This is a genomic window from Streptomyces sp. NPDC111656, assembly GCF_055656965.1.
This window is the reverse complement of record NZ_JBVKCA010000014.1, coordinates 122,773-143,104: the sequence shown is the minus strand read 5'-3', so window position 1 is coordinate 143,104 and position 20,332 is coordinate 122,773. Positions and strand designations below refer to the sequence as shown.

Annotated in this window: 21 protein-coding genes and 2 pseudogenes; 15 read left to right on the top strand and 8 right to left on the bottom strand. The window is 68.7% G+C overall.

From position 1 onward, the window contains the following. Positions 1-4 precede the first annotated feature (4 nt). Entirely contained in the window at positions 5-1,441 is a 1,437-nt protein-coding gene (locus ACZ7M3_RS34265) for an aldehyde dehydrogenase (RefSeq protein ID WP_472068443.1), read from the bottom strand. Positions 1,442-1,825: 384 nt separating this feature from the next. Between ACZ7M3_RS34265 and ACZ7M3_RS34260 the strand changes: the two genes are divergently transcribed. From ACZ7M3_RS34260 to ACZ7M3_RS34250, 3 genes and pseudogenes are all read left to right on the top strand, one after another. After that, complete coding sequence (locus ACZ7M3_RS34260; protein WP_472068441.1) at positions 1,826-2,497, top strand: TetR/AcrR family transcriptional regulator; 672 nt, start codon at positions 1,826-1,828, stop codon at positions 2,495-2,497. Between the two features lie 48 nt (positions 2,498-2,545). Beyond that, complete coding sequence (locus ACZ7M3_RS34255) at positions 2,546-2,821, top strand: hypothetical protein (protein WP_472068439.1); 276 nt, start codon at positions 2,546-2,548, stop codon at positions 2,819-2,821. Positions 2,822-2,903: 82 nt separating this feature from the next. Beyond that, a pseudogene (locus tag ACZ7M3_RS34250) lies at positions 2,904-3,058 on the top strand (IS5/IS1182 family transposase); the annotation flags it as partial. Between the two features lie 133 nt (positions 3,059-3,191). Here the strand turns inward: ACZ7M3_RS34250 and ACZ7M3_RS34245 are convergent. Beyond that, complete coding sequence (locus tag ACZ7M3_RS34245; protein ID WP_472068437.1) at positions 3,192-4,172, bottom strand: LysR family transcriptional regulator; 981 nt, start codon at positions 4,170-4,172, stop codon at positions 3,192-3,194. Positions 4,173-4,279: 107 nt separating this feature from the next. On the opposite strand from ACZ7M3_RS34245, the gene ACZ7M3_RS34240 reads away from it, so the two are divergent. Beyond that, positions 4,280-5,173, top strand: a complete 894-nt coding sequence (locus ACZ7M3_RS34240) for an NAD(P)H-binding protein (protein ID WP_472068435.1) — start codon at positions 4,280-4,282, stop codon at positions 5,171-5,173. Positions 5,174-5,245: 72 nt separating this feature from the next. Then, positions 5,246-5,611, top strand: coding sequence for a darcynin family protein (locus tag ACZ7M3_RS34235; protein WP_472068433.1), 366 nt, complete (start codon positions 5,246-5,248; stop codon positions 5,609-5,611). A 186-nt stretch (positions 5,612-5,797) separates the two neighbouring features. Here ACZ7M3_RS34235 and ACZ7M3_RS34230 read toward each other — a convergent pair whose 3' ends face one another. Further along, positions 5,798-7,417, bottom strand: coding sequence for an amidohydrolase (locus tag ACZ7M3_RS34230; protein ID WP_472068431.1), 1,620 nt, complete (start codon positions 7,415-7,417; stop codon positions 5,798-5,800). Between the two features lie 533 nt (positions 7,418-7,950). Between ACZ7M3_RS34230 and ACZ7M3_RS34225 the strand changes: the two genes are divergently transcribed. Then, complete coding sequence (locus ACZ7M3_RS34225; protein ID WP_472068429.1) at positions 7,951-8,904, top strand: AsnC family transcriptional regulator; 954 nt, start codon at positions 7,951-7,953, stop codon at positions 8,902-8,904. Positions 8,905-9,049: 145 nt separating this feature from the next. Here ACZ7M3_RS34225 and ACZ7M3_RS34220 read toward each other — a convergent pair whose 3' ends face one another. After that, on the bottom strand, positions 9,050-9,349 hold the full coding sequence (locus ACZ7M3_RS34220) for a carboxylesterase family protein (protein ID WP_472068427.1): 300 nt from the start codon (positions 9,347-9,349) through the stop codon (positions 9,050-9,052). A gap of 219 nt (positions 9,350-9,568) precedes the next feature. Next, positions 9,569-10,255: an MFS transporter gene (locus ACZ7M3_RS34215; RefSeq protein ID WP_472068425.1), complete on the bottom strand. Its 687-nt coding sequence runs from the start codon at positions 10,253-10,255 to the stop codon at positions 9,569-9,571. A 192-nt stretch (positions 10,256-10,447) separates the two neighbouring features. Between ACZ7M3_RS34215 and ACZ7M3_RS34210 the strand changes: the two genes are divergently transcribed. After that, positions 10,448-10,585, top strand: a complete 138-nt coding sequence (locus tag ACZ7M3_RS34210) for a hypothetical protein (protein ID WP_472068423.1) — start codon at positions 10,448-10,450, stop codon at positions 10,583-10,585. A 13-nt stretch (positions 10,586-10,598) separates the two neighbouring features. Here the strand turns inward: ACZ7M3_RS34210 and ACZ7M3_RS34205 are convergent. After that, positions 10,599-10,730: pseudogene (locus ACZ7M3_RS34205) on the bottom strand (isochorismatase family protein); the annotation flags it as partial. Between the two features lie 201 nt (positions 10,731-10,931). Between ACZ7M3_RS34205 and ACZ7M3_RS34200 the strand changes: the two are divergent. From ACZ7M3_RS34200 to ACZ7M3_RS34175, 6 genes are all read left to right on the top strand, one after another. Next, positions 10,932-11,825 carry an alpha/beta fold hydrolase gene (locus ACZ7M3_RS34200; protein ID WP_472068421.1) on the top strand — a complete coding sequence of 298 codons (894 nt, stop codon included), beginning with the start codon at positions 10,932-10,934 and terminating at the stop codon, positions 11,823-11,825. Between the two features lie 46 nt (positions 11,826-11,871). Continuing rightward, positions 11,872-12,324 carry a phosphotriesterase family protein gene (locus ACZ7M3_RS34195; protein WP_472068419.1) on the top strand — a complete coding sequence of 151 codons (453 nt, stop codon included), beginning with the start codon at positions 11,872-11,874 and terminating at the stop codon, positions 12,322-12,324. Next, the gene (locus ACZ7M3_RS34190; RefSeq protein WP_472068417.1) at positions 12,321-15,155 is read left to right on the top strand and encodes a helix-turn-helix transcriptional regulator; all 2,835 of its coding nucleotides are present in this window, start codon (positions 12,321-12,323) and stop codon (positions 15,153-15,155) included. The genes ACZ7M3_RS34195 and ACZ7M3_RS34190 overlap by 4 nt, the downstream gene beginning before the upstream one ends. Before the next feature lie 39 nt (positions 15,156-15,194). Further along, on the top strand, positions 15,195-15,359 hold the full coding sequence (locus ACZ7M3_RS34185; RefSeq protein WP_472068415.1) for a hypothetical protein: 165 nt from the start codon (positions 15,195-15,197) through the stop codon (positions 15,357-15,359). A gap of 84 nt (positions 15,360-15,443) precedes the next feature. Then, entirely contained in the window at positions 15,444-15,908 is a 465-nt protein-coding gene (locus ACZ7M3_RS34180; RefSeq protein ID WP_351314200.1) for a MarR family winged helix-turn-helix transcriptional regulator, read from the top strand. 1,088 nt (positions 15,909-16,996) lie between these two features. Beyond that, the gene (locus ACZ7M3_RS34175; RefSeq protein WP_472068413.1) at positions 16,997-17,449 is read left to right on the top strand and encodes a nuclear transport factor 2 family protein; all 453 of its coding nucleotides are present in this window, start codon (positions 16,997-16,999) and stop codon (positions 17,447-17,449) included. Positions 17,450-17,518: 69 nt separating this feature from the next. Here the strand turns inward: ACZ7M3_RS34175 and ACZ7M3_RS34170 are convergent, their stop codons facing one another. Continuing rightward, the gene (locus tag ACZ7M3_RS34170) at positions 17,519-18,358 is read right to left on the bottom strand and encodes an IS5 family transposase (RefSeq protein ID WP_472068411.1); all 840 of its coding nucleotides are present in this window, start codon (positions 18,356-18,358) and stop codon (positions 17,519-17,521) included. Between the two features lie 321 nt (positions 18,359-18,679). Between ACZ7M3_RS34170 and ACZ7M3_RS34165 the strand changes: the two genes are divergently transcribed. Then, positions 18,680-19,528: an IS5 family transposase gene (locus ACZ7M3_RS34165; protein ID WP_472068409.1), complete on the top strand. Its 849-nt coding sequence runs from the start codon at positions 18,680-18,682 to the stop codon at positions 19,526-19,528. Continuing rightward, the gene (locus tag ACZ7M3_RS34160; RefSeq protein ID WP_472068407.1) at positions 19,525-19,923 is read left to right on the top strand and encodes a hypothetical protein; all 399 of its coding nucleotides are present in this window, start codon (positions 19,525-19,527) and stop codon (positions 19,921-19,923) included. Before ACZ7M3_RS34165 ends, ACZ7M3_RS34160 begins: the two co-directional genes overlap by 4 nt. Before the next feature lie 64 nt (positions 19,924-19,987). Here ACZ7M3_RS34160 and ACZ7M3_RS34155 read toward each other — a convergent pair whose 3' ends face one another. Continuing rightward, positions 19,988-20,299 (bottom strand): hypothetical protein, encoded by a 312-nt coding sequence (locus ACZ7M3_RS34155; RefSeq protein WP_472068405.1) that lies wholly within the window; start codon positions 20,297-20,299, stop codon positions 19,988-19,990. Between the last annotated feature and the right edge of the window lie 33 nt (positions 20,300-20,332).

Genomic DNA, 20,332 nt, shown 5'->3' with positions numbered 1-20,332 from the left:
CGCATCAGGGGTGGTAGATCGACTGGACTTGCTGGTATGCATGAAGACCCTCGGGCCCCAGTTCGGTGCCGAGTCCGCTGGCCTTCCTGCCTCCGTAGGGGGAGGTGAGGTCGGGCAGATAGCCGTTGAGCCCGACGGTGCCGGTTCGCAAACGGCGGGCCACCTGGGCACCGTGGTCCAAGTCCGTGGTCCAGACGGTGCCGGCGAGGCCGTAGGCCGACTCGTTCGCCAGGCGCACTGCCTCGTCCTCGCCGTCGTAGGAGGTGATCGTGAGGACCGGGCCGAAGATCTCTTCCTGCGCGATGGTCGATGAGTTGTCGACGTCGGCGAATACGGTGGGTTCGACGAACCAGCCTCGATCGAGGCCGGGCGGCCGGCCTCCTCCGGTGGTGAGCCGAGCCCCCTCGTTGAGGCCGGTCTTGATGTAACCCAGCACACGTTCGCGCTGGCGCTGGCTGACGAGCGGGCCGATCTGGGTGTCGGGGTCGAGCGCGTCACCGACGACGGCGTCACGGGCCATCGCCGTACAGAACTCGACCACTTCCCGATACCTGCTGCGGGAGGCCAGGATCCTGGTACTCGCGTAACAGGTCTGACCGTTGTTCAGCAGACTGGCCATGAAGAACTGCTCCGAGTTCGCGGCGAGGTCGGCGTCGTCGAGGACGACGGCGGCGGACTTGCCTCCCAGTTCCAGGGTCACCGGCCGTAGCAACTCGGCGCATGTGGCAGCCACTTGACGCCCCGCTCTGGTGGATCCGGTGAACGACACCTTGTCGATGTCAGGATGGGAGACCAGATACGCGCCGGTGTCGCGGCCGCCCGGAACGATGTTGATCACGCCGTCGGGGATGCCCGCTTCCTGGACCGCCTCCGCCAGCAACACCGAGTCGAGGACCGTCTCCGGCGCCGGTTTGAGGACGAGCACGCAACCGGCCGCCAGAGCCGGGGCTATCTTGAAGAAGGCGATGGTCTGAGGGAAGTTCCAGGTCATGATGGCGGCTACGACGCCTGCGGGTTCCCGGCGGACCAGGGTGGTGCCACGGGGCAGTCCGGTACGCAGTTCCTCGCACGGCATGCTGTCGGCCAGACCCGCGTAATAGCGCAGCAGAGCTGACGGCACCACACCTTCGAAGGACCGGGCGACAGTGATCGGCATGCCATTCTGCGCGCTGACGGCGTCGGACGTCGCCTCCTTCCTGGCGTCGACCGCGTCCGCGAGACGGATCATGGCGGCCGCGCGACGTTCGGTGCCCCAGGAGGCCCAGCCGGTCGGTGCGTCGAACGCGGCACGAGCGGCCCCGACCGCCCGGTCGATGTCCTCCCGAGTACCGTCCGGCACAGCACCAAGGTGATCGCCGGTACTCGCGGACACGGCGTTGATGACGCGATCGCCGGACGTGTGCACCCAGCGTCCGCCGATGAACAGGTGGTGGGGATTCATGGTGAACTCTCCCCTCGGCATGGCCGTGGGACCACGGCACTCCGTGGTGTTCGATACGTGGATGACCAGCGGGCACAAGGGCGCTCAGCGCGGTACGCAGGCCGCTACCGGTCATGACTTTCCTACGCGTGGCCCGGCGCGTCCAACCTGCGGGTGGGCCACATCTGCGACACCCCTTGCGGCTGGTACCGGCCTCGCGAGGAGCGCTTTCACGGTTCACGACTGAATAATTGCGACATTACACCCATCTGGGGTAACACGTCACCAGATGGGTAGAATCTGGGCGGAAAGACTTTGGGCGCCGCCCGCCGAGGGAAGGCCGGACCGACGGCTCAAAACCTCAGACGATGCCAGTGAGCATCGCGGTCGGCAGACCGGGCTCCGGTGCGCGACATCGCACCATGGGCAGGACGCCTCAAGGAGAGGTGGCACATCGTGAGGACATATGGCGGAGCAACGGCGGAACAGCGCACATCGCTCCGCCGTCAGCGCCTCATGGAAAGCGGTCTCGAACTCTTCTCCAGCCAGGGATACGCCCACACGTCGATCAGCGCGGTACTCCGCCACGCCGGGCTGAAGGACAGGTACTTCACGGAGAGCTTCTCCTCCCTCGACGATCTCATGGCAGCGCTCATGAGAGACATCTACGAGGAGCAGGTCACCCGATGCGCCGAGGCGATCGGCACAGACCAGCCGCTGCGCGACCGGGCTCGAAACATGATCGACGTCATCGTCGGACTTCCTCTGCAAGACCCGAGAAAAGGGCGCGTCAAACTCGCGGAATCCCTGGGTGCCGGTCCCCTCACGGCACGCGAACGGCGTCTGGGCCTGCAGCGCATGAGCGGCCTCGTGGACTCCCTCCTGAGAGAAGGGCTTCACGATGCCCGGATCGACACCGCCACCATGTCCGTGGCCGTCGTGGGCGCGGTCAGCGAGATGCTGTTGAGCTGGTTCAACGGAGTTCTGGACATCTCTAGGGAGGAGCTGGTGGATCAGGGGCTTCTCCTCTTCGAGGCCATCACTTGCATGCCCGGTGGCGCCCCGTCGGTCGCGTAGGGCATGTACCGGTCGGGGGCATCGGAGGCGCCCCGTGACGAGCTCCAGATGAACGCTGCCATCGGCGTGCTCGTCGCGGCTCAGACGTTCGTGTTCGGCGCGGTGCGTGTTGCCCGGCCCCGTGCCTACGAGCCCTTCACCTGGAACCCGTACGGGCAGCGGCTGCTCATCACCATCGCCGCGGTCTGTTTCGGGGTGGGCCTGCCGGCGGCGTGGATCGGCATCCCGTGGTGGATCGTGCCCGCCGTCGCCGTACCCGTGGTGGTGTACGCGGCGGGGCTGATGCATCACCGCCTACGGCCCCGAGCCACAGGCGGGGTGTGACGGCCCTGGTGGCTGTCGGTGTACTCGTGTGCTCGCCCGCCCCCGGTTCGCCCGGACGACCTGGGACCGCTGCCCGACCCAGCAGAACGTCTTCGACCGCCTCGAGTGCAGCCGCGAGCGCCGGGCTGGCGTCATCGACGCCCTCTTCGACCTCGCCGACACCATCATCACCATGCGTAGCGTGATCCGCCGGGCCTGGGCAACCACCGCTGGGACGAGCGCCCGAGCCGACGCCCAACTGATCCCGAAGCCGCTCCTGGTACGGCCCGAACCTCCCGATCTGCAGATGGGGCTCAATCAAATTCCACTGCTTGTCAGTGAGTTGCCTACGCGTCACACCCACCAGTTCCTAGGACGGGGCGGTGTCGTACTACTCGGGGTCGATCGCGTCCGCCACGGTGATCTCAGAAGGTGCTGTTGGTGTGCAGAGAGTCCGGCGGACGGCGTTGCGGAGCCAGTGGTGGGCTCCGTCGGCTGTGTGTCGGGGGTGCCAGGCCATGCCGATGGTCAGTGGTGGCAGTGCCAGGGGGATGTCGAGGAGGTGCAGTCCGAGGGCGCCGGCGTCGTGGGTGAGGGGCGAGGGGGCAGCACCGGGGAGTGCGGCGGGTACGAGGCAGACGATGTCGCTGCGGGCGGCGAGGGTCATCGCGGCCAGGTGGCTGGGAAGGACGACGCTGACCCGCCGGTGGAGGTTCTGCTCGGCCAGGGCGGTGTCGAGGGGGCCGGTGAACCGGCCGCGGCGGCTGACCGCGACGTGTTGGGCGGCAGCAAGCCGGACCGGGGTCAGCGGCCCTTCGGTGAGCGGATGGCCGGGCCGGACAGCTGCCACCATTCGGAGGCTGACCAATGCTTCGACCTGGGTTTCGGGGTCCACGTGGTCGATGGATCCGACCTCCAGGTCGATCCGGCCGTCGCGCAGACCGGGTCCTGCCTCCAGTTCTTCGGCCCGGATCCGGAACGAGACCCCCGGCGCCTCCCGCTGGGCCAGTTCCAGCAGTCCGGGGGCCAGTGCCGCGCCGACCAGGTCGGCGGCTTGAAGGGTGAAGGTGCTGCTGAGGCCGGCGGGGTCGACGCTCGCGCCAGGGCTGAGCAGCGCTCCGAGACTGCGTACCACTGCAGCGGCTTCCTCGCGCAGGGCCTGGGCGCGTGGGGTGGGGACCATGGTCTGTCCGGCCCGGACCAGGAGGGGGTCCTGGAGGATGCGGCGCAGACGGGCGAGGGTGCGGCTCATGGCGGCGGGCGAGGTGTGCAGACGGGCGGCGGCGCGGGTCACGCTGTGCTCGGCCAGCAGAGCATCCAGCGCGATGGCGAGATTGGCGTCGATGACCGGATCCGGGCTGCTCACCAGCATTATTCCATTTCAGTCAATGATTCCGTGCCGAAGTTCCCATTGTGGCAGCACGGAGATCCTCAGCAGGATGAGGGGCGTACCGAACCGGCGCTACCTGCGAGGTTTTCATGATCGTCATTACTGCTCCCACCGGGAACATCGGCCGTCACCTGCTCTCCCGGCTCCTGGAGTCCGCCCCCGCCGCGGGCGAGGAACTGCGCGTGATCGTGCGCGATCCCGCCCGGCTTCCGGACGCGGCGCGCGGACGTGTCGAGGTGGTCACCGGCTCGCACGCAGAAGCACAGGTCCTCGACCGGGCCTTCGAGGGTGCGGACGCCGTCTTCTGGCTCGTCCCCCCGGACGCCTCCCTGACCCCGCAGGACGCCTACAGCGGTTTCAGCCGCCCCGCCGTCAAGGCACTCGCCGCCCACGGCGTCGGCCATGTCGTCGGTGTCTCCGCGCTCGGCCGCGGCACCCCGCTCGCCGACCGGGCCGGCCTCGTCACCGCCTCCCTCGCCATGGACGACCTCATCGCCGACACCGGCGTCGCCTACCGGGCCCTGGCCAATCCGTCCTTCTTCGAGAACATCCTGGAGGAGTCCGACTCGATCCGCGACAAGGGCGTCTTCACCGACACCGTCGACGCCGACCGCAAGGCCCCCCTCGTCGCTGTCGCCGACATCGCGGCAGCCGCCGCCGGCCTGCTGCTGAACCGCTCGTGGACCGGCACCGACAGCGTCCCGGTCCTCGGGCCGCAGGACCTGTCCCCCAATGACCTGGCCCGCATCATGACCGAACAACTCGGCCGCCCCGTCCGCTACGAACGCCAGCCGCTCGACGAGCTGTACACCACCCTCGTCGGCTACGGCCTCAACGAGGCATTCGTCCAGGGCATCGTCGACATGAAGCGGGCCAAGGACGAGGGTCTCGACGCCGGCATCGCCCGCACTCCGGACACCACCTTCCCCACCAGCTTCCAGCAGTGGTGCGCCCAGACCCTCACGCCCGCCGTCCTCTCCTGAAGCCCACCACCCGCCGCCGGAACACATAGAACCCGGCGGACCAAGACCACCTGCCAGTTCGGAGGCACCCTGATGCCCGCTGAAAAGACCGAACCGCCGGTCACGGCCTTCATACTGGTCAAGACCACACCCGAGTGGCTCGCCCTGACCGTCCAGCAACGCGTCGAGGCCTTCACCACCCAGGTCCTGCCGGCCATCGAGGCCAAGACCACCGGCGTCCGGTCACGCTTCTACGACACCGAGTTCTACTCCGCACGCGTCACCGACGTCTGGGTGTGGGAAGCCGAAGACCACCACGCCTACCAGCTCCTCATCGACGCACTGCGCGAAACCCCGTTCTGGGACCGCTACTTCGAGGTCATCGATCTCCTCGTCGGTACCGAGAACGGCTATGCCCGCACCTACGGCCTCGAACCGGTCGCCACCATCACCACCTGACACACCGCCCGCCCGGGCAACTGGGCCGATGCCCTCTGGCCGGTTGCGGACAGAGGGCATCGGCCCAGAAGAACCAGAGGTACCGGCTGTCCGGAGAGGGTGGGTGCATCCGCCGATCCTGATGCTCATCCGCCGGATGAACTGAACAGTCACAACCCGAAGACCGATCACAACCTCGCACAGACCCTAGCGGGCGTCGGCGCGTGTAACGGCGAGGCCGCCGACGACGGTGTGGGTGGGGTTGAGATCGCGCAGGGCGTCGCTGGGGCAGTGGGCGGGGTCCTGGTCCCAGACGGTGAGGTCGGCGAGGCGGCCCGGGGTGAGGGCGCCGCGCAGGCTCTGATCGCCGCACAGGCGGGCGGCGTTGGTGGTGTGCAGGGCGAGGGCTTCCTGGTAGGTGATGGCGTGCTCGCGGCCCTTGACGCCGATGACGGTCTGCCGGGTGGTCATGCCCCAGACGGAGCGCATGGCGCCGAACTGACCGACGGGGAAGTCGGATCCGGCGCTGACCTGGGCGCCCAGGTCGATCCAGCCGCGGGCCGGGAAGAGGCGGGCGACGCGTTCCGGGCCCCAGAAGCCCTCCTCCACCTCGGCGGTGTCGTGCAGCAGCGGCTGCTGGATGGTGACGGGGATGCCCAACTCGACGGCGCGGGCGCGCTGTTCGGGGCCGGCCGGACCGCCGTGCTCCATCACCAGCGTGCCGGCAGGCAGGCCGGGGTTGCGGGAGAGGACGCGTTCGTAGACGTCCAGGAGGATGCGGACCGCGCGGTCGCCGTAGGCGTGCGTGCCGACGCGCCAGCCGCGGCGGACCACGGCCTCGACCGCCTCGACCAGCGCGTCGGGCTCCCAGGTCAGCATGCCGGAGAAGGAGTGGTCGCAGGCGTACGGTTCTTCGGTGGCCCCGGCCTCCAGCCCGCCGTCGAGCCCGAACTTCACTCCCCACACCCGAAGCCACGGGTCGGAGTCGTAGTGCCAGTCCTCCATGACGTCGAGGAGGTCCTCCACCTGGGCCGCGCTGGTCAGGCCGAGCGCGGAGATCAGGGCCCGCACCCGGGTGCTCAGCGCCCCCGACTCGCGGGCGGCGAGGAGCACCTTGTAGTCCTCGGGGGTGACCGCGCAGTCGCGCACGGTGCCGATGCCGGTGGCGGCGTACTGGCTGGTGGCCAGGCGCAACCCGTCGATCCGCTGGGATCGGTCCGGCGCCGGAACCAGGCGCTCCACCAGGCCCAGGGCGTTGTCGATCAGCCGACCGTCGAGCCTGCCGTCCGCGTCGCGGCCGATCACACCGCCGGGCGGTACGGGGGTGTCCTCGCTGATGCCCGCCAGCCGCAGCGCGTAGGTGTTGACGATGTCGTTGTGGCCGCCGCGCTTGACCAGGACCGGGTGCCGGTCGGTGGCCCGGTCGAGTTCGGCCGCGGTGGGCATGCGGCGCTCGGCCAGGTTGAGTTCCTGCCAGTTCGTGGAGGTGCGGATCCACTCCCCCTCGGGGGTGACCTCGGCCCGCTGCCGGATCAGCTCCAGGAACTCGGGGATCGTACGCGCTTGGTGCACGGGAACGTCGTGCGCGCCGAGCGCGGCGTAGATCAGGTGGGTGTGGGTGTCGTCGAACGCGGGCAGCACCGTGGCACCGGGCAGGTCGTGGACCGTGGTGCGGGCGGTCACCCAGTGGTCGAGTCCGTTCGGGTCGGGGGACAGAGCCGCGATGCGGTCGCCCCGTACGGCCAGTGCCCGCTGCGGGGCCTGGCCGGGCACCAGTGTGTGCACCGCGTCGGCCCGGATCACCAGATCGGCTCCGTGATCAGTCATGGTCTTCTCCCCACCATCTGAAAGTCGTCGTCGAGGGCGTGTCAGGGGCCGCAGGGGGCCGGGTCCGCGCCCGGCCGAGGGGCGTCCAGCGCGCCCTCTGACAAGACCGTTCTACGGACTCTCTGCCGATTCACATACATCCCAGTGCCGGAAACACAGAAACTACGCCACACCTGCGTCTCGCCGTACCGATCATGCGCCAAATGCTCGACGAGACAGATCCTCGGATCGCGGCTGCCGAAGGCACACCGCGCGCGACGGTCGTCCGCGACCCGGCGCCACCGACAGCGCCTCCCCAGCCCTCCCGGCATCGACACCACGCTGATCCCGGCACACACCGAGGACGGCGTTCCGCGGTGGCTGTCTTCCGGGACGCTGACGAGCGGTCCGATGCACCGAGTCGAGCCACAATCCGTCGGGGCGGGGGCACGTAGCGCGTCGCCGACCATCTCGGTCCCCGGATACGCTCGTCTCCAGAGGAAGAAGATCGCTGAGGGGTCGGGGTGCCGAAAGTACGCCAGGATCTTGATGCTGTGGATCGGCGGATCACGGCCGTGCTGCTGGCGTCCCCCCGCGCCTCCTGGCGGCATGTCGCCGATGTGCTGGGTGTTTCGGAGCGCACGGTCGTGCGCCGCGCCGCACCGCTGTTCCACGACCAGACCCTCCGGGCGACGGCGGTGCGCAATCCCGCCCTCTATCCCCGCCTCATCCCCATGGTGTTGCGCATCCGCTGCCGCCCCCATCGGATCACCGCCATCGCCGCCACCCTCGCTCGGCGCCGCGACACCGTCTGGGTCGACATTCTGGGCGGAGGGGACGAGATCTGCGTCGTGCTCTTCCTGAACGGATCCAATGCCCGCAACCAGCTTGTGCTGCGTGACCTGCCTGCGACCGCGGCCGTGCAGTCCTGGACGTCGTACGACCTGCTGAGAGTCTTTCCCGCGGGGTTTGCCTGGAGCGCGGGACTGCTGACCCAGGAGGAGTCCGCGCAGCTGTCGCCCGGCTTCGATGCCTCCCCCGAGCCCCTCACTCCGCTGCCGGGAGATGACGTACTCATCGATGCGCTGATCGAGGACTCCCGGATGACTTACGAGGAGCTTGCCGGCCGCACCGGCAAGACTCCGCGGACCGTACGTCGCCGCCTGGACGCCCTGGTGGAGACGCATGCCGTCCGACTGGCCACCGAAGTCGATCTCGCTCTGCTGGGAGTGCACGCCGAGGCACTGCTGTGGATCAAGGCGATGCCCGGGGCGTTGCAGGAGACGGGGCAGATCCTCAGCCGGCATCCGCAGGTGCGCTTCACCGCCGCCACAACCGGCTCCAGCAGTCTGTTGGTGGCGGTGGCCGCCGCCGATCTGAGCGCGCTCTACGCATTCCTCACCGGCACGGTGGGGGCCTTGCCGCATATCTCCGACATTGAGGTGACGCCCATTCTCACCGGCGTCAAGCGCACGGGCCTGGTACGTCCCGCCGCGCTTTCGTTGTGATGCCGCTTTCCGCGGCACGCGGATCGGCCAGGGGCTACGGCCCCGGCGCCCGGCATCACGATGAAGACCAGGAGCACCAGCACTCCCAGGGTGAAGGGAAGCGGACGCAGCCACTCGTTCCACTCCGTACACCGGTCGGCGAAGATTACCTTGTACTGAAGTGTCGGATTCTTGTGGTGGCCGCAGGCGCGTACGGAAGCCAGTCGCTCGCGGAGCCGGTGGCGACGAATGCGGAGACAGCCGTGGCGAAGGACCGCCCCAGCGCCCGCTCGGTGTCCGAGAGGGTCCCCAGCATCGGGCTGTCGGGGTAGTTCTCGAACGTGCCGAAGAGGAAGGGCAGTTCGACGCAGTGCGCGGCACCGAGACGGTCGGGGTCCTGGGCGGGGTGGTAGTCGAACTGGTAGACGTACGTGGCGTTGCCGCCGACGGCGTGGTGGTCGGCCATCTGCAGGGCGCCGTTACGGAAGAGCTCATCCGTCTGCAGTGCGGTGAAAACCTGGAAGGGAGTCGCGTGCGGAAGTTCGTTCTCGTGGCGCTGGAAGACGTCCGGTGCGCTGGGGCCGAACTGGCCGGCGAGGAGACGCAGTGCGCTTTCTCGCGTGAGTGACTGGATGCCCGGCTCGAAAGAAGAAGAAAGCGGTCATCTCGCCCCGGGTGGTGCCGATCAGAAGGTCCTTGCCCTCCAAGGCCCCGTTCGCCATCGCCTGTTGCCAAGGTGCTCGCTGGAGATCACGGGCAGCAGGGCCCACAGGGCGCTGGCCGGCACGACGAACAGGGCGGCCCGCCACAGGATCCGGCGTACGCCCGGGGCGTGGCGCACATAGCGGCCGCCTGCGTGCAGGGCGGCGAGGACCGCCTCGGGCGCGGTGCGCTCCGCCTCGGTCCGGCGCCAGCGCAGCAGCGCCAGAATCACCGCGGTGAACGAGACCGCGTTGATGGCGAACAGCACCCAGGTGGAGGTGACCGTGAGCAGCAGGCCGGCGAGGGCCGGGCCCACCGCGCGCGCCACGTTGACGCTCAGGCTCCCGAAGGCTGCGGCTGCGGGATCTGCTCCCTGGGCACCAGTTCGGGCAGGATCGCCTGCCAGGCGGGGTTGCCGACGGCCTGCCCGCAACCGAGCAGGAAGGTGAAGGCGATGAGCACGGCGGGGGTGGGTCCGTCCGGCGGCGGTCAGCACGGTCAGCAGCGCTGCGAGCACCGTCATCGCGCTCTGGACGCCGATGAGCAGCCGTCGCCGGTCCATGACATCGGCGAGCACGCCCGCGGGGAGCGACACGAACATCACCGGCAGCAGGCTTGCCGCCTGCACGAGCGACACCCAGGTGGCCGCGCCCGGACGGTGCACGAGCATCCACCGTGCCCCACCGACTGCATCCAGCCGCCGACGGCCGAGCCCGACTGGGCGGCCCAGAGCATGCGGTAGGTCGGGTCACCCAGGGGACCCCTGCTGACACGGGTGCGTTGCCGGTTCGCGCTAACGACTCCCATCCAACACCTCCCACTCGCGTCACTCGCGCTACTTCCTGCTGAATCCCGCACTCACATGATTGACGCCCTGTCCCCCGGCGCCCATGTGGTCGCGACGATGTCCATGACGGCGTCGTACGTCTCCGAACGGGCCCAGTCACATCGCAGTTCGGAGAGCACGCTCGCGGTGCTGACAGGAACGACACCCTTCTGATCTGACTCATCCGGATGATCGCGGCATCGTGGGCCCCGGTGTTCGACCCGGCGGAGGCATCGACGACGGCGAACACCTCGTACCCGTCTTCGGCCGCCGACAGCGCGGGGATGGTGAGGCAGACCTCGGTCCACAGGCCGGCCATGAGCAGGCGAGAACAAAGGGTCATCCGCGCGGCTTCATCACCTGGATCGCCTCCGTCGTCGTCCCGTCCTTCGACCGACGCTGGGGTGCGCGTTAGCTCCCGAAGAGGTGTGACTCACGTTACGTTGATGGGATCGAACTTCCAGCCTGCTCACGCATCTTGCCGGTGTTCATCGAAAGACCTTCAAGATCGGGAGCTGTGATGGTCTCATCGCGCCGCCCCTCTGACCGTCGGAGTCCACACCGTCGAGGTGGAGGACGTCGTCCTGCGGTACCACGTCCACGGCACCGGGCCGCTGTGCGTGGCGCACCCCGGCGGGCCCGGTTTCGCCTGGGACTACCTGCGCGCACCGGTACTGGAGAAGGACCTGACCATGGTGTACGTGGAACCGGTCGGCACCGGCGGCTCCGATCGGCTGACCGGCCATCCCACGGCTACACCCGAGTCCTCTACAGCAGGCAGCTGGCCGCGGTGATCGACCACCTCGCCGTACCGCGCGTGCATCTGCTGGGCCATTCCCACGGCGGCTTCGTCGCGCAGTGCCACGCACCGCACCGTCCCGACCAGCTCGCGGGAATCGTGCTGTACGACAGCGCACCGGTCACCGGGGGCCGGCACGCGGCCGAAGTGATGTGCTCGGTGCAGGAGTTCGCGACGCGACACACCGGCCACCCAGAGTTGCCGTCCGTACTGGAGGCGTTCGCGGCCATCCCGTCCATCGGCGACGACGAGGCCATGCTGGCCGCCGCCAGAGGCGTGCTTCCGGCCTACATCGCCGACTACTGGGCCGACCCTCAGCGGTGGGCGCCGCTGAGGCAGTCCCTGCGGGCGACCTACATCTCCGGGCTGGACGAGCACGGCGTACCCGATGTGGTCGACGACCGCGAGCAGCTTCGCACCCTGTCCGTGCCCGCGCTGGTCGTGGCCGGACGGTACGACGTCTTGTGCGGGGTGCGGTGGGCCGAGGAGCTCCACAAGCTGATCCCCGCCTCACGACTGGTGATCCTGGAGCACAACGGCCACTTCGGGCATCTGGACGAGCCCGAGCGATTCGCCGACGAGGTCGCCGCGTTCGTGACCGCGGACAACGCGTAAAGCACGTACGGAAACGCATGACTCGGCAGACAACTACGGAGGTGGCATGACGACGGCGGAGACCCTCCGCGGACCTGTCGCGGCGGACGCGCTCAAGACGGTTCTGATGCACGAGCACGTGATCGTCCTCGATGAGGAAAAGCGCTGGAACCATCCGGACTACGTCCGCACGCTGGTCGACCAGGGCTCGTACGTGGGGATGGACCGCTTCCAACTGGACCTGCACCTGCCGGGCGAGAAGCCGATCGCCAACCTCGTACGCCTGCTCGACGAGGGCTTGGCCGACCGGCTCATGCTGTCGCGCGACGCTTCGTGCCACATCGACTCGTTGCCTCCCAGAACGCGTGAGCAGGTCGCGCCGAACTGGCACTTTGCGTACCTCCGCCAGCAGGTGCTGCCGGCCCTGCGCCGTGCCGGCGTCGGCGTCGGCGAGGAACAGGTCACGACGATGCTCGTCGGCAACCCGCGCCGATTCCTGACCCGGGGACGGCCGTCATGAACCATCCACCGGATCCGGGGCGGCTTCCCGGACAGCCGGGCAGCGGGGAACACACCCGTTTCGGAGACCGGATCGCGCCCTGGGTGTTCGAAGGCGACGACGAGCCGCTGGTCGGCCGCGGCACCGATCTGGACCGGATCGGTGCCTTCCTGGGGACTGCGGCCCGGACCGGCGGGCCGCTGCTCCTGCTGGGAGAGCCCGGCGTCGGCAAGACCGCACTGCTGGCCGCCGCGGTGTCCCGCGCCGCGGACCACGGCATGCACGTCGTCGCGACCGCCGGCGTGGAGTACAGGGCGCGGCTGAGCTACAGCGGTCTGGGGCAGTTGCTCGAGGCGGCGGTGGAGAACCAGCCGTCGATCGTCCTGGCGGACGCCCTCGCCGTGGCCCTGGGCCGCAAGGACGGCCCGGCCCCCGCGCACGACATGGTCGCCGACGCCGTACTGTCGGTGATCCGCGAGCTGTCCCACCACCGGCCCACCCTGCTGGCCGTGGACGACGTGCAGTGGCTCGACCCGGCCAGCGCCCTGGTCCTCAGCCGGGTGGCGCGTCTGCTGGCCGGCACCCGGGCCGGCCTGCTGTGCACGTCCAGACCGGAAGCGGAGAGCTTCTTCGACCACGGCGGTCTGCCCGTCCACGACGTGGCTCCCCTCAGCGACGCCGCCTCCGAGGACCTGCTGGTCCGCCGCTACCCGGCCCTCGTCGTGCGCGTGCGGCGCCGCCTGATGGCCGAGGCCCAGGGCAACCCCCTGGCGCTGCTGGAGCTGCCGGTCGCGCTCAGCGGGTCGCAGCAGGCAGCCGCCGAGGCCCTGCCCGAGCGTCTTCCGCTCAGCCGCAAGCTGCAGACGGCCTTCGCCTCCCGCATCACCGGGCTGCCCGCGGCCACCCGGTACCTGCTGCTGCTCGCCGCACTCGACGGCTCCGGCGACCTGCAGGTCCTGCGCCGTGCCGCAGCCGGACGGTGCAGCCTCAAGCATCTGGGCCCCGCCGAACGCGCCCAGCTGATCCGTGTCGCCGACCCCTCCGTGGTGAGATTCCGGCATTCGCTGACGCAGGCGGCGGTGGTCGAACTGTCGACCAGCGACCAGCGTCGTAGCGCCCATCGTGAACTGGCCCGGGCGTGGGAAGACGTACCGGAGCGTCAGGCATGGCACCTGGCGCAGGCCGCGGACGCCCCTGAGGAGCACGTCGCCGCCCTGCTGGAGCGCGCGGCCTCCGTGATCGCCCGTCGGGGCGACGGGTCCGCCGCAGTGGTCGCGCTGCTGCGCGCCGCCGATCTGACCCCGGCAGGTCCCGAGCGGGCACGACGACTTGCCCGGGCGGCGTACACCGGCGCGAACCTCACCGGCGACCTGCGGGACGTGCCGCGCCTGCTGGACGACGCCCGCCGCACTGCTCCCGGGCCGGGATCGCTGGCCGCGGCGGTGGCCGGATCGGCCTACCTGCTCAACGGCGCCGGCGACATCGACACCGCCCACAGCCTCCTGTCCGGCGCGATCGCCCTGCAGCCCGAGCCGTACGACCCCGAGGACACCACCTTGGCCGAGGCACTGCTCACCCTGCTCATGGTGTGCTTCTTCGGCGGCCGGCCCGGTCTGTGGTCCCAGTTCGACGCTACGGCGGCCAAGTACCCCGCCGTCCCAGAACTGCTGTCGACGGCACGCAGCACCTTCGCCGACCCGGCCCGCACCGGCCCGGCGGACCTCGCCCGGCTGGACGCGGCCATCGCCGAGCTGGCGCACGAGTCCGACCCCCTGCGCATCGTCCGGGTGGCCATCGCCGGGGCGTATGTCGACCGTCTCGGCGGATGCGCGGAAGGACTGCACCGTGTCGTGGCCGGTGGGCGCCGCGGCGAGAACATCACAGCGGCCATCGACGCCCTGTTCCTTCTGGGCAACCACGCCTGGCTGACCGGCCAGTGGGAGCAGCTGCGGCTGACCGCCCGCGAGGGACTGGACCTGTGCGACCAGTACCACTACCCGATGCTGGCCTGGCCGGGGAAGTTCCTGCTGGCCTGCACGGCCGCGGCGTGCGGCGACCACGGGACGACGCGCGCCCTGGCCGACCAGATGGAGCAGTGGGCCGGTCCCCGGCGCGCCGGGGTCGTGCGAGTCTATTCCGCTCATGTCAGGGCCTTGTCCGCCCTGGGACAGGGAGACTTCGAAGAGGCGTATCAGCAGGCCACGTTCATCGCGCCGGCGGGGACGCTGCCGAAGTTCGCCCCGCACGCGCTGTGGACGGTGCTGGACCTGGTGGACGCGGCCGTGCGGACCGGCCGCCAGGAACAGGCACGCGACCATGTCACCGCCGCCCGCAGGGCCGGACTGGACGACGTGTCGCCGCGTCTGTCGATGGTGCTGCATGCCTCCGCCGCGCTGGCCGCCGACGACGACCGGCACCCGGGTTTCGATGACGCCCTCGCCGTCGAGGGGGCTGAGCGGTGGCCCTTCGACCTGGCCCGCATCCACCTCTACTACGGCGAGCGCCTCCGCCGCGGCAGAGCCCCTGGACAGGCGCGTCGGCACCTGGGGGCCGCGGCGGAGATCTTCCAACGGCTCGGCGCCGCCCCCTGGGCCGACCGCGCGGGCCAGGAACTGCGCGCCTGCGGCGGCCCTGGGCGAACCGCCACCCCTCCCGAAACCACAACCCTGACACCGCAGCAGCAAAAGATCGCGCGCCTGGCCGCGGCCGGCCTGTCCAACAAACAGATAGCCGAAAAACTCTTTCTCTCCCCGCGCACCGTCTCCACCCACCTCTACCAGCTCTTTCCCAAACTGGGCGTGACCTCCAGAGCCGCATTGCGGGACGCGTTGGAACGGCTGCACCAGCATTGACGCAGCGGTTGGCCGGAACTACGTCACATGCCTGGTCACATGACTGTTCGCGCGGTACCGACGCGCCACCTGGGCGGCGTCAAGGATCCCGTCGACGCCCTGGGGGGAACAATGTCCCTACGCGGTGCGGTGTCCATCCGCCCCACGGCCGACATCTCGCCCGCCCGCACCTCCGTCCCGGCCCTCACGATCGACATCGGTTGACTCTTCTTCGGCCAGGTCAACGATGCTTCGGCTGCCGAGCGAGACGAATAGGTGAGTTGTCAACAATTTCGTTACACTGCACTCATGAAGGAGACACCGCGCTGGCTCGACCCCGAGCAGCAGGCTGCCTGGGACAGTTTCATCCGCATGCAGGAGAAGCTCATCGGCCGACTGTCTCGCCGGGTGCAGACGGACTCCAAGATGTCCGCCGCGGACTACATCGTGCTCGCCAAGCTCACCGAAGCCGGCGGACGGCTGCGCTTCCTGGAACTGGCCAATCTGGTGGAGTGGGAGAAGAGCCGGATGTCCCACCAGGTCACACGGATGACCAAGCGTGGACTGGTGGCCAGGGAAGAGTGCTCCGACGACGGACGCGGAGCGTTCATCGTCGCCACCCCGGCCGGATACGCGGCGATCGAAGCCGCCGCTCCCCTCCATGTCGAGCACGTCCGCCGACTCTTCATCGACGCCTTGACGCCAAAGGAGCTCAGCACGCTCGCCCAGATCTCGAACCGCGTGCTGGAGCACATGGAGAAGCAGCCGGACTGACCGACGGACGGACGGGTCGACCTCATGATGGGCCCCGGCAACGCCGGATGCGGTCGCGTGCGCGGCGTCGGGCGGCAACGGAATCGACGGCGCGCCGCACGTCCGCGTCCCCGCAAGCAATAGGTGAGGCCCGGGGACACTCAGGGTTGGTACACGAGGTGCGGGCCGCCGACCTGCGGGCGAGAGCGCCATTGCCGAGGTGGTGGGCTGCTCACGCAGAGCAGCGGCGCAGCCGCGGCGTACGCCGTGTGCATCGCGGACAGGTGCTCCTCGCCCGTCACGTATTCCAGTCGACGCCTCAACTCGTAGGCGTAGATCAGGAGTCCGAGGCAGTCGTTGGTCAGTCCCCCACCTCAGGAGAGCGAAGCGCCCGCCGGCGCGACCGCGTCAGCTCCGGTTCGCTCTGTTGGGGAGCCTTCAAGAGTCCCCCGAGGCCAACTCGTTCGACGGGCAGAAGCCGTGGGGACTCCTCCGCGGACGGTGTGCTGCTGATGGCGGTCGGGCCCGTGCCGAGTCGGCGTCGCGTGGTGCTCATGACGGGAGTCTGACGCATGCCCGAAGGCCCCCGGAAAGGCACCCCGTATTGCCGACGCCGATGCCCATGCCGATGGCGGTGATCAGGTTCGGATACGACACGTCAGTCTTCGCTGCCGCGCCTCGGTTTCGTCGCACTCAGCCACACGGCCACACTCCTCGGGCAAAGGAGAATCTGGTGCGAACAAGACCAGCGACTGCTGCGCCGTGCCGGCAGCACGCCCCACTGCTGGAACTCCAACTGCTCCAACTCCCCTGCCTATGCATCGTGCGTACAGACGCATGCCGAGCGAGGTCGCCGAAGCCACCCCGTGCGGACTCTCATTCGTTCTCGTTCGTACCGGCGGATCGTCATTGCGGTGCGCTCTGAGCGGGGACCGTGTCACATTCCGGAAGACCGTGTCGTCGTACTGCTGAGACGAACACACCATCAAGCGAGTAGGCGACCCAGGGACGCTCGGCGGGATCGTCTGTACCGCCGACGTGGAGGCTTCCGTCTCAGGGCGGACCGGTGTCGTTCGTGCACCGAGTTCAAGGTGACGAGGAGGAAACCGATGAGTGACTTTCAGGCCATCGCGGATCGCGTCGAGATCGAGGCGCTGCGCGGTGAGTTCACCGATGCAGTGATGATGCGCGACTACGACCGTATCGCCTTGCTGTTCACACCGGACGGTGTATGGCGTATGCCCAACATCCCCGTTGAACTCGAGGGGCAGGAGCCGATCCGCGCCTGGGGCGGGAGGGTGCCGGATGTTGTGGACTTTCTTGTGCAGAATACGCACCCGGGCGTGATCCAGCTTGACGGGGACACCGCATCAGGCCGCGCGTATATGTCAGAGGTCGGGCGTGGCCGCGACGGCCGCGGAGGGCTGAACTACGCTATCTACCACGACCGTTACCAGCGCACCGACGACGGCTGGAAGTTCGCCGAGCGCGTCTACGAGGTCCGATACGAAGACGCCTCGCCGCTGGCCGGCTCACCGCGCCGCCCGGCTGAGGATGCGTGACCAGCCCACCCGGCACCCCAGCGGGTCTGAAAGAGCGTTTTGTCCCGCCGAGGTTGTTTGGTTCGAGGTTCAGGTGTCGCGCCAGTTCAGGGTGGATTCGCGAGTGAGTCTGCGGCTTATGAGGTCGATCATCGCGACGTGGATTATGGCTTCGGAACGGTGGGGGTGGGTTTCGTAGTCACGGGCCAGTCGGCGGTGATGCATCAGCCAGCCGAAGGTCCGCTCGACGACCCAGCGTCGCGGGATCACCTTGAATCCTTTGACGCCGGGGTCGCGTTGGACGACTTCCACGTCGATGCCGAGGCGAGCGCCGTGGTCGATGGCTTTGGTGCGGTAGCCGGTGTCGGCCCATGCTTTGGTCACGCGGGGGTGAGCGGCGGCGATATGGGACATCAGGTGTATGCCGCCGGCGTTGTCGGAGACGCTCGCTGCGGTGACCCAGACGGCCAGGAGTAGGCCGAGGGTGTCGACCCCGATGTGGCGCTTGCGGCCTGCGATTTTCTTGCCGGCGTCGATGCCTTGGCTGGTCGCGGGCACGTTCGCTGAGGTTTTCACGCTCTGTGCGTCCAGCACGCAGGCGCTCGGCTCGCTGTCGCGGCCTTCGGCCTCTCGCACCAGACGGCGCAGGAGACCGTTGAGTTGGTCGAAGATGCCTTCTTTTTGCCAGGCGGCGAAGTAGCCGTAGACCGTTTCCCACGGCGGGAAGTCGTGGGGCAGGTAACGCCAGGCAATGCCGGTGCGGTCGACGTAGAGGATGGCGTCCATGAGGCGGCGCAGGTCATGCTCGGGCGGGCGACCGATGTCGAGACCCTTGCCTCTGCGCTCGGCCCGCCACGTGGTGAGGATGGGCCCGATCAATTCCCAGCGCGCATCGGAGAGGTCGCTGGGATACGGGCGTTGTCGCGTCATGTTTCGGTAGTACCGGCGGCGAGCCCGTCCCTGCAGGGCGCAAACGGTGCCAAGCGGGGGCGCCCTGGGATCAGACAGGAGCGAACCGACGAAACCGGGCGACCCAAGGGCGACGCCTGCCCCATCCATCACATGGAACACTCTCGCCCCAGCAGTCTTCTCAACTCGTCCCGGTGAAGCGCCACCAAACAACCTCGGTGGGACAAAACGCTCTTTGAGAGGGCAGTTTGCAAGTCTTTGGGTGCTTCTGTTGTCGCCTGATGGTGTGGCGGCGGGGCGGAATCTGCCGGTCCGCAGTCGTTGATCTGGTGATGTGACCAGGTGAGTGAACGCAAGCCGTATCCGAGTGACTTATCGGACGAGCAGTGGTCGTTGATCGAGCCGGTGATCACCGCGTGGAAGGACCGGCACCGTTCGGTCAGTGGCCATCAGGGCGCCTACGACATGCGGGAGATCGTGAACGCGATCCTGTACCAGAGCAGGACCGGCTGTCAGTGGGCTTATCTCCCACACGATCTTCCGCCGAAGAGCGCGACGTACTACCACTTCGCCGCCTGGCGGGACGACGGGACCGACCAGGTCATCCATGAACTCCTGCGCTGCCAGGTCCGTGAACGTGCCCGCCGATTAGAGGACCCGACCCTGGTGGTCCTGGACACCCAGAGTGTCCACGCGGCTGCCGGGGTCCCCGCCACCACGACCGGCCGGGATCCGGCCAAACGGGTGCCGGGCTGCAAGCGCGGACTGACTGTGGACGTCCTCGGCCTGGTCATCGCGGTGGTCGTCCTCGCCGCGAACACACATGACAACGCCGCGGGCATCATCCTGCTGGACCAGGCCGCCGAGCATGCCGGCGGCACCGTCCGCAAAGCCCTGGTCGACCAGGGCTTCAAGAACCAGGTCGTCATGCACGGCGTCGGCCTGGGAATTGACGTCGAGATCGTCGAACGCAACCCGCAGGACAAGGGGTTCGTGCCGCAGCCGAAGCGGTGGAGGGTCGAGCAGACATACGGGATCTTGATACTGCACCGCCGGCTGGTCCGCGATTACGAGCACCGCCCCTCCTCGTCCGCCTCCCGCGTCTACTGGGCGATGACCCACGTCATGATCCGCCGCCTCACCGGCGCGAACACCCCCACCTGGCGCGAAGATCGGGCGGTGACCGCGTGAACATCCAGCCCCTGCTCGATGCCCTGGACCTCCAGGAAGACGCAGCCCGGGCCCTGGCCGACGACTTCCGGGCACAGATCGACGACCTGCAGACCCGGTTGCGGGAGGCCGAGACCCACCTGGAGCACCTCGCGATCACCCGCAGGACCGTCACCGGCCTCGCCGACCGGCTCCCGACCGTCCCACCGGACCTGCCCGAGCACCCGGACTACCCCCGCATCCTCGCCGTCTTCAACCAGGCGACCGGGCCGCTACGGGCCAAGGACATCTGCGAAGCCCTCGGCCACGAACCGCGGCCGAAGAACATCGAAGGCACCCGCGCCAAGCTGAAACGCCTCGTCAAGCTCGACGTCCTTGCCGAGGTCGACGCCGGCAGCTTCACCAGGAAGCAGTAGCTGCCCGATGGTCCGCGCCCAGGCCAGGAGGCGGGTGTTGCGGCACAGCCAGTCGCGGGGAAGGTCAGCCGCTCATCCAGCCGTGCTCCCTATGCACCGCCTCGGTCTCGTCTTCGCCGAGCCACTCGAGTGTGAACCGCCGGCCCCGCAGCCGGAAGGATCCCGAGGACCAGTCCTCAAGCTCCTCATCGAGCTCGTCAGCACCAACGACCCCGTCCTCGAACACGGGCAACTGCTGTGTTGCACCGACACGAAACACTGCCCACTCAGGAAGCTCTTGCGGCTTCACCCACCGCCTTCGCCAGACCGGGCCTTCCCGCCACCACCAAGTGGTGACTCGGGTCAGGAGCACGCCGGCCTGTTCGTCCCCGTCCATAAGGCGAGCAGCAGCGTGGCGATAAGGGTCGAG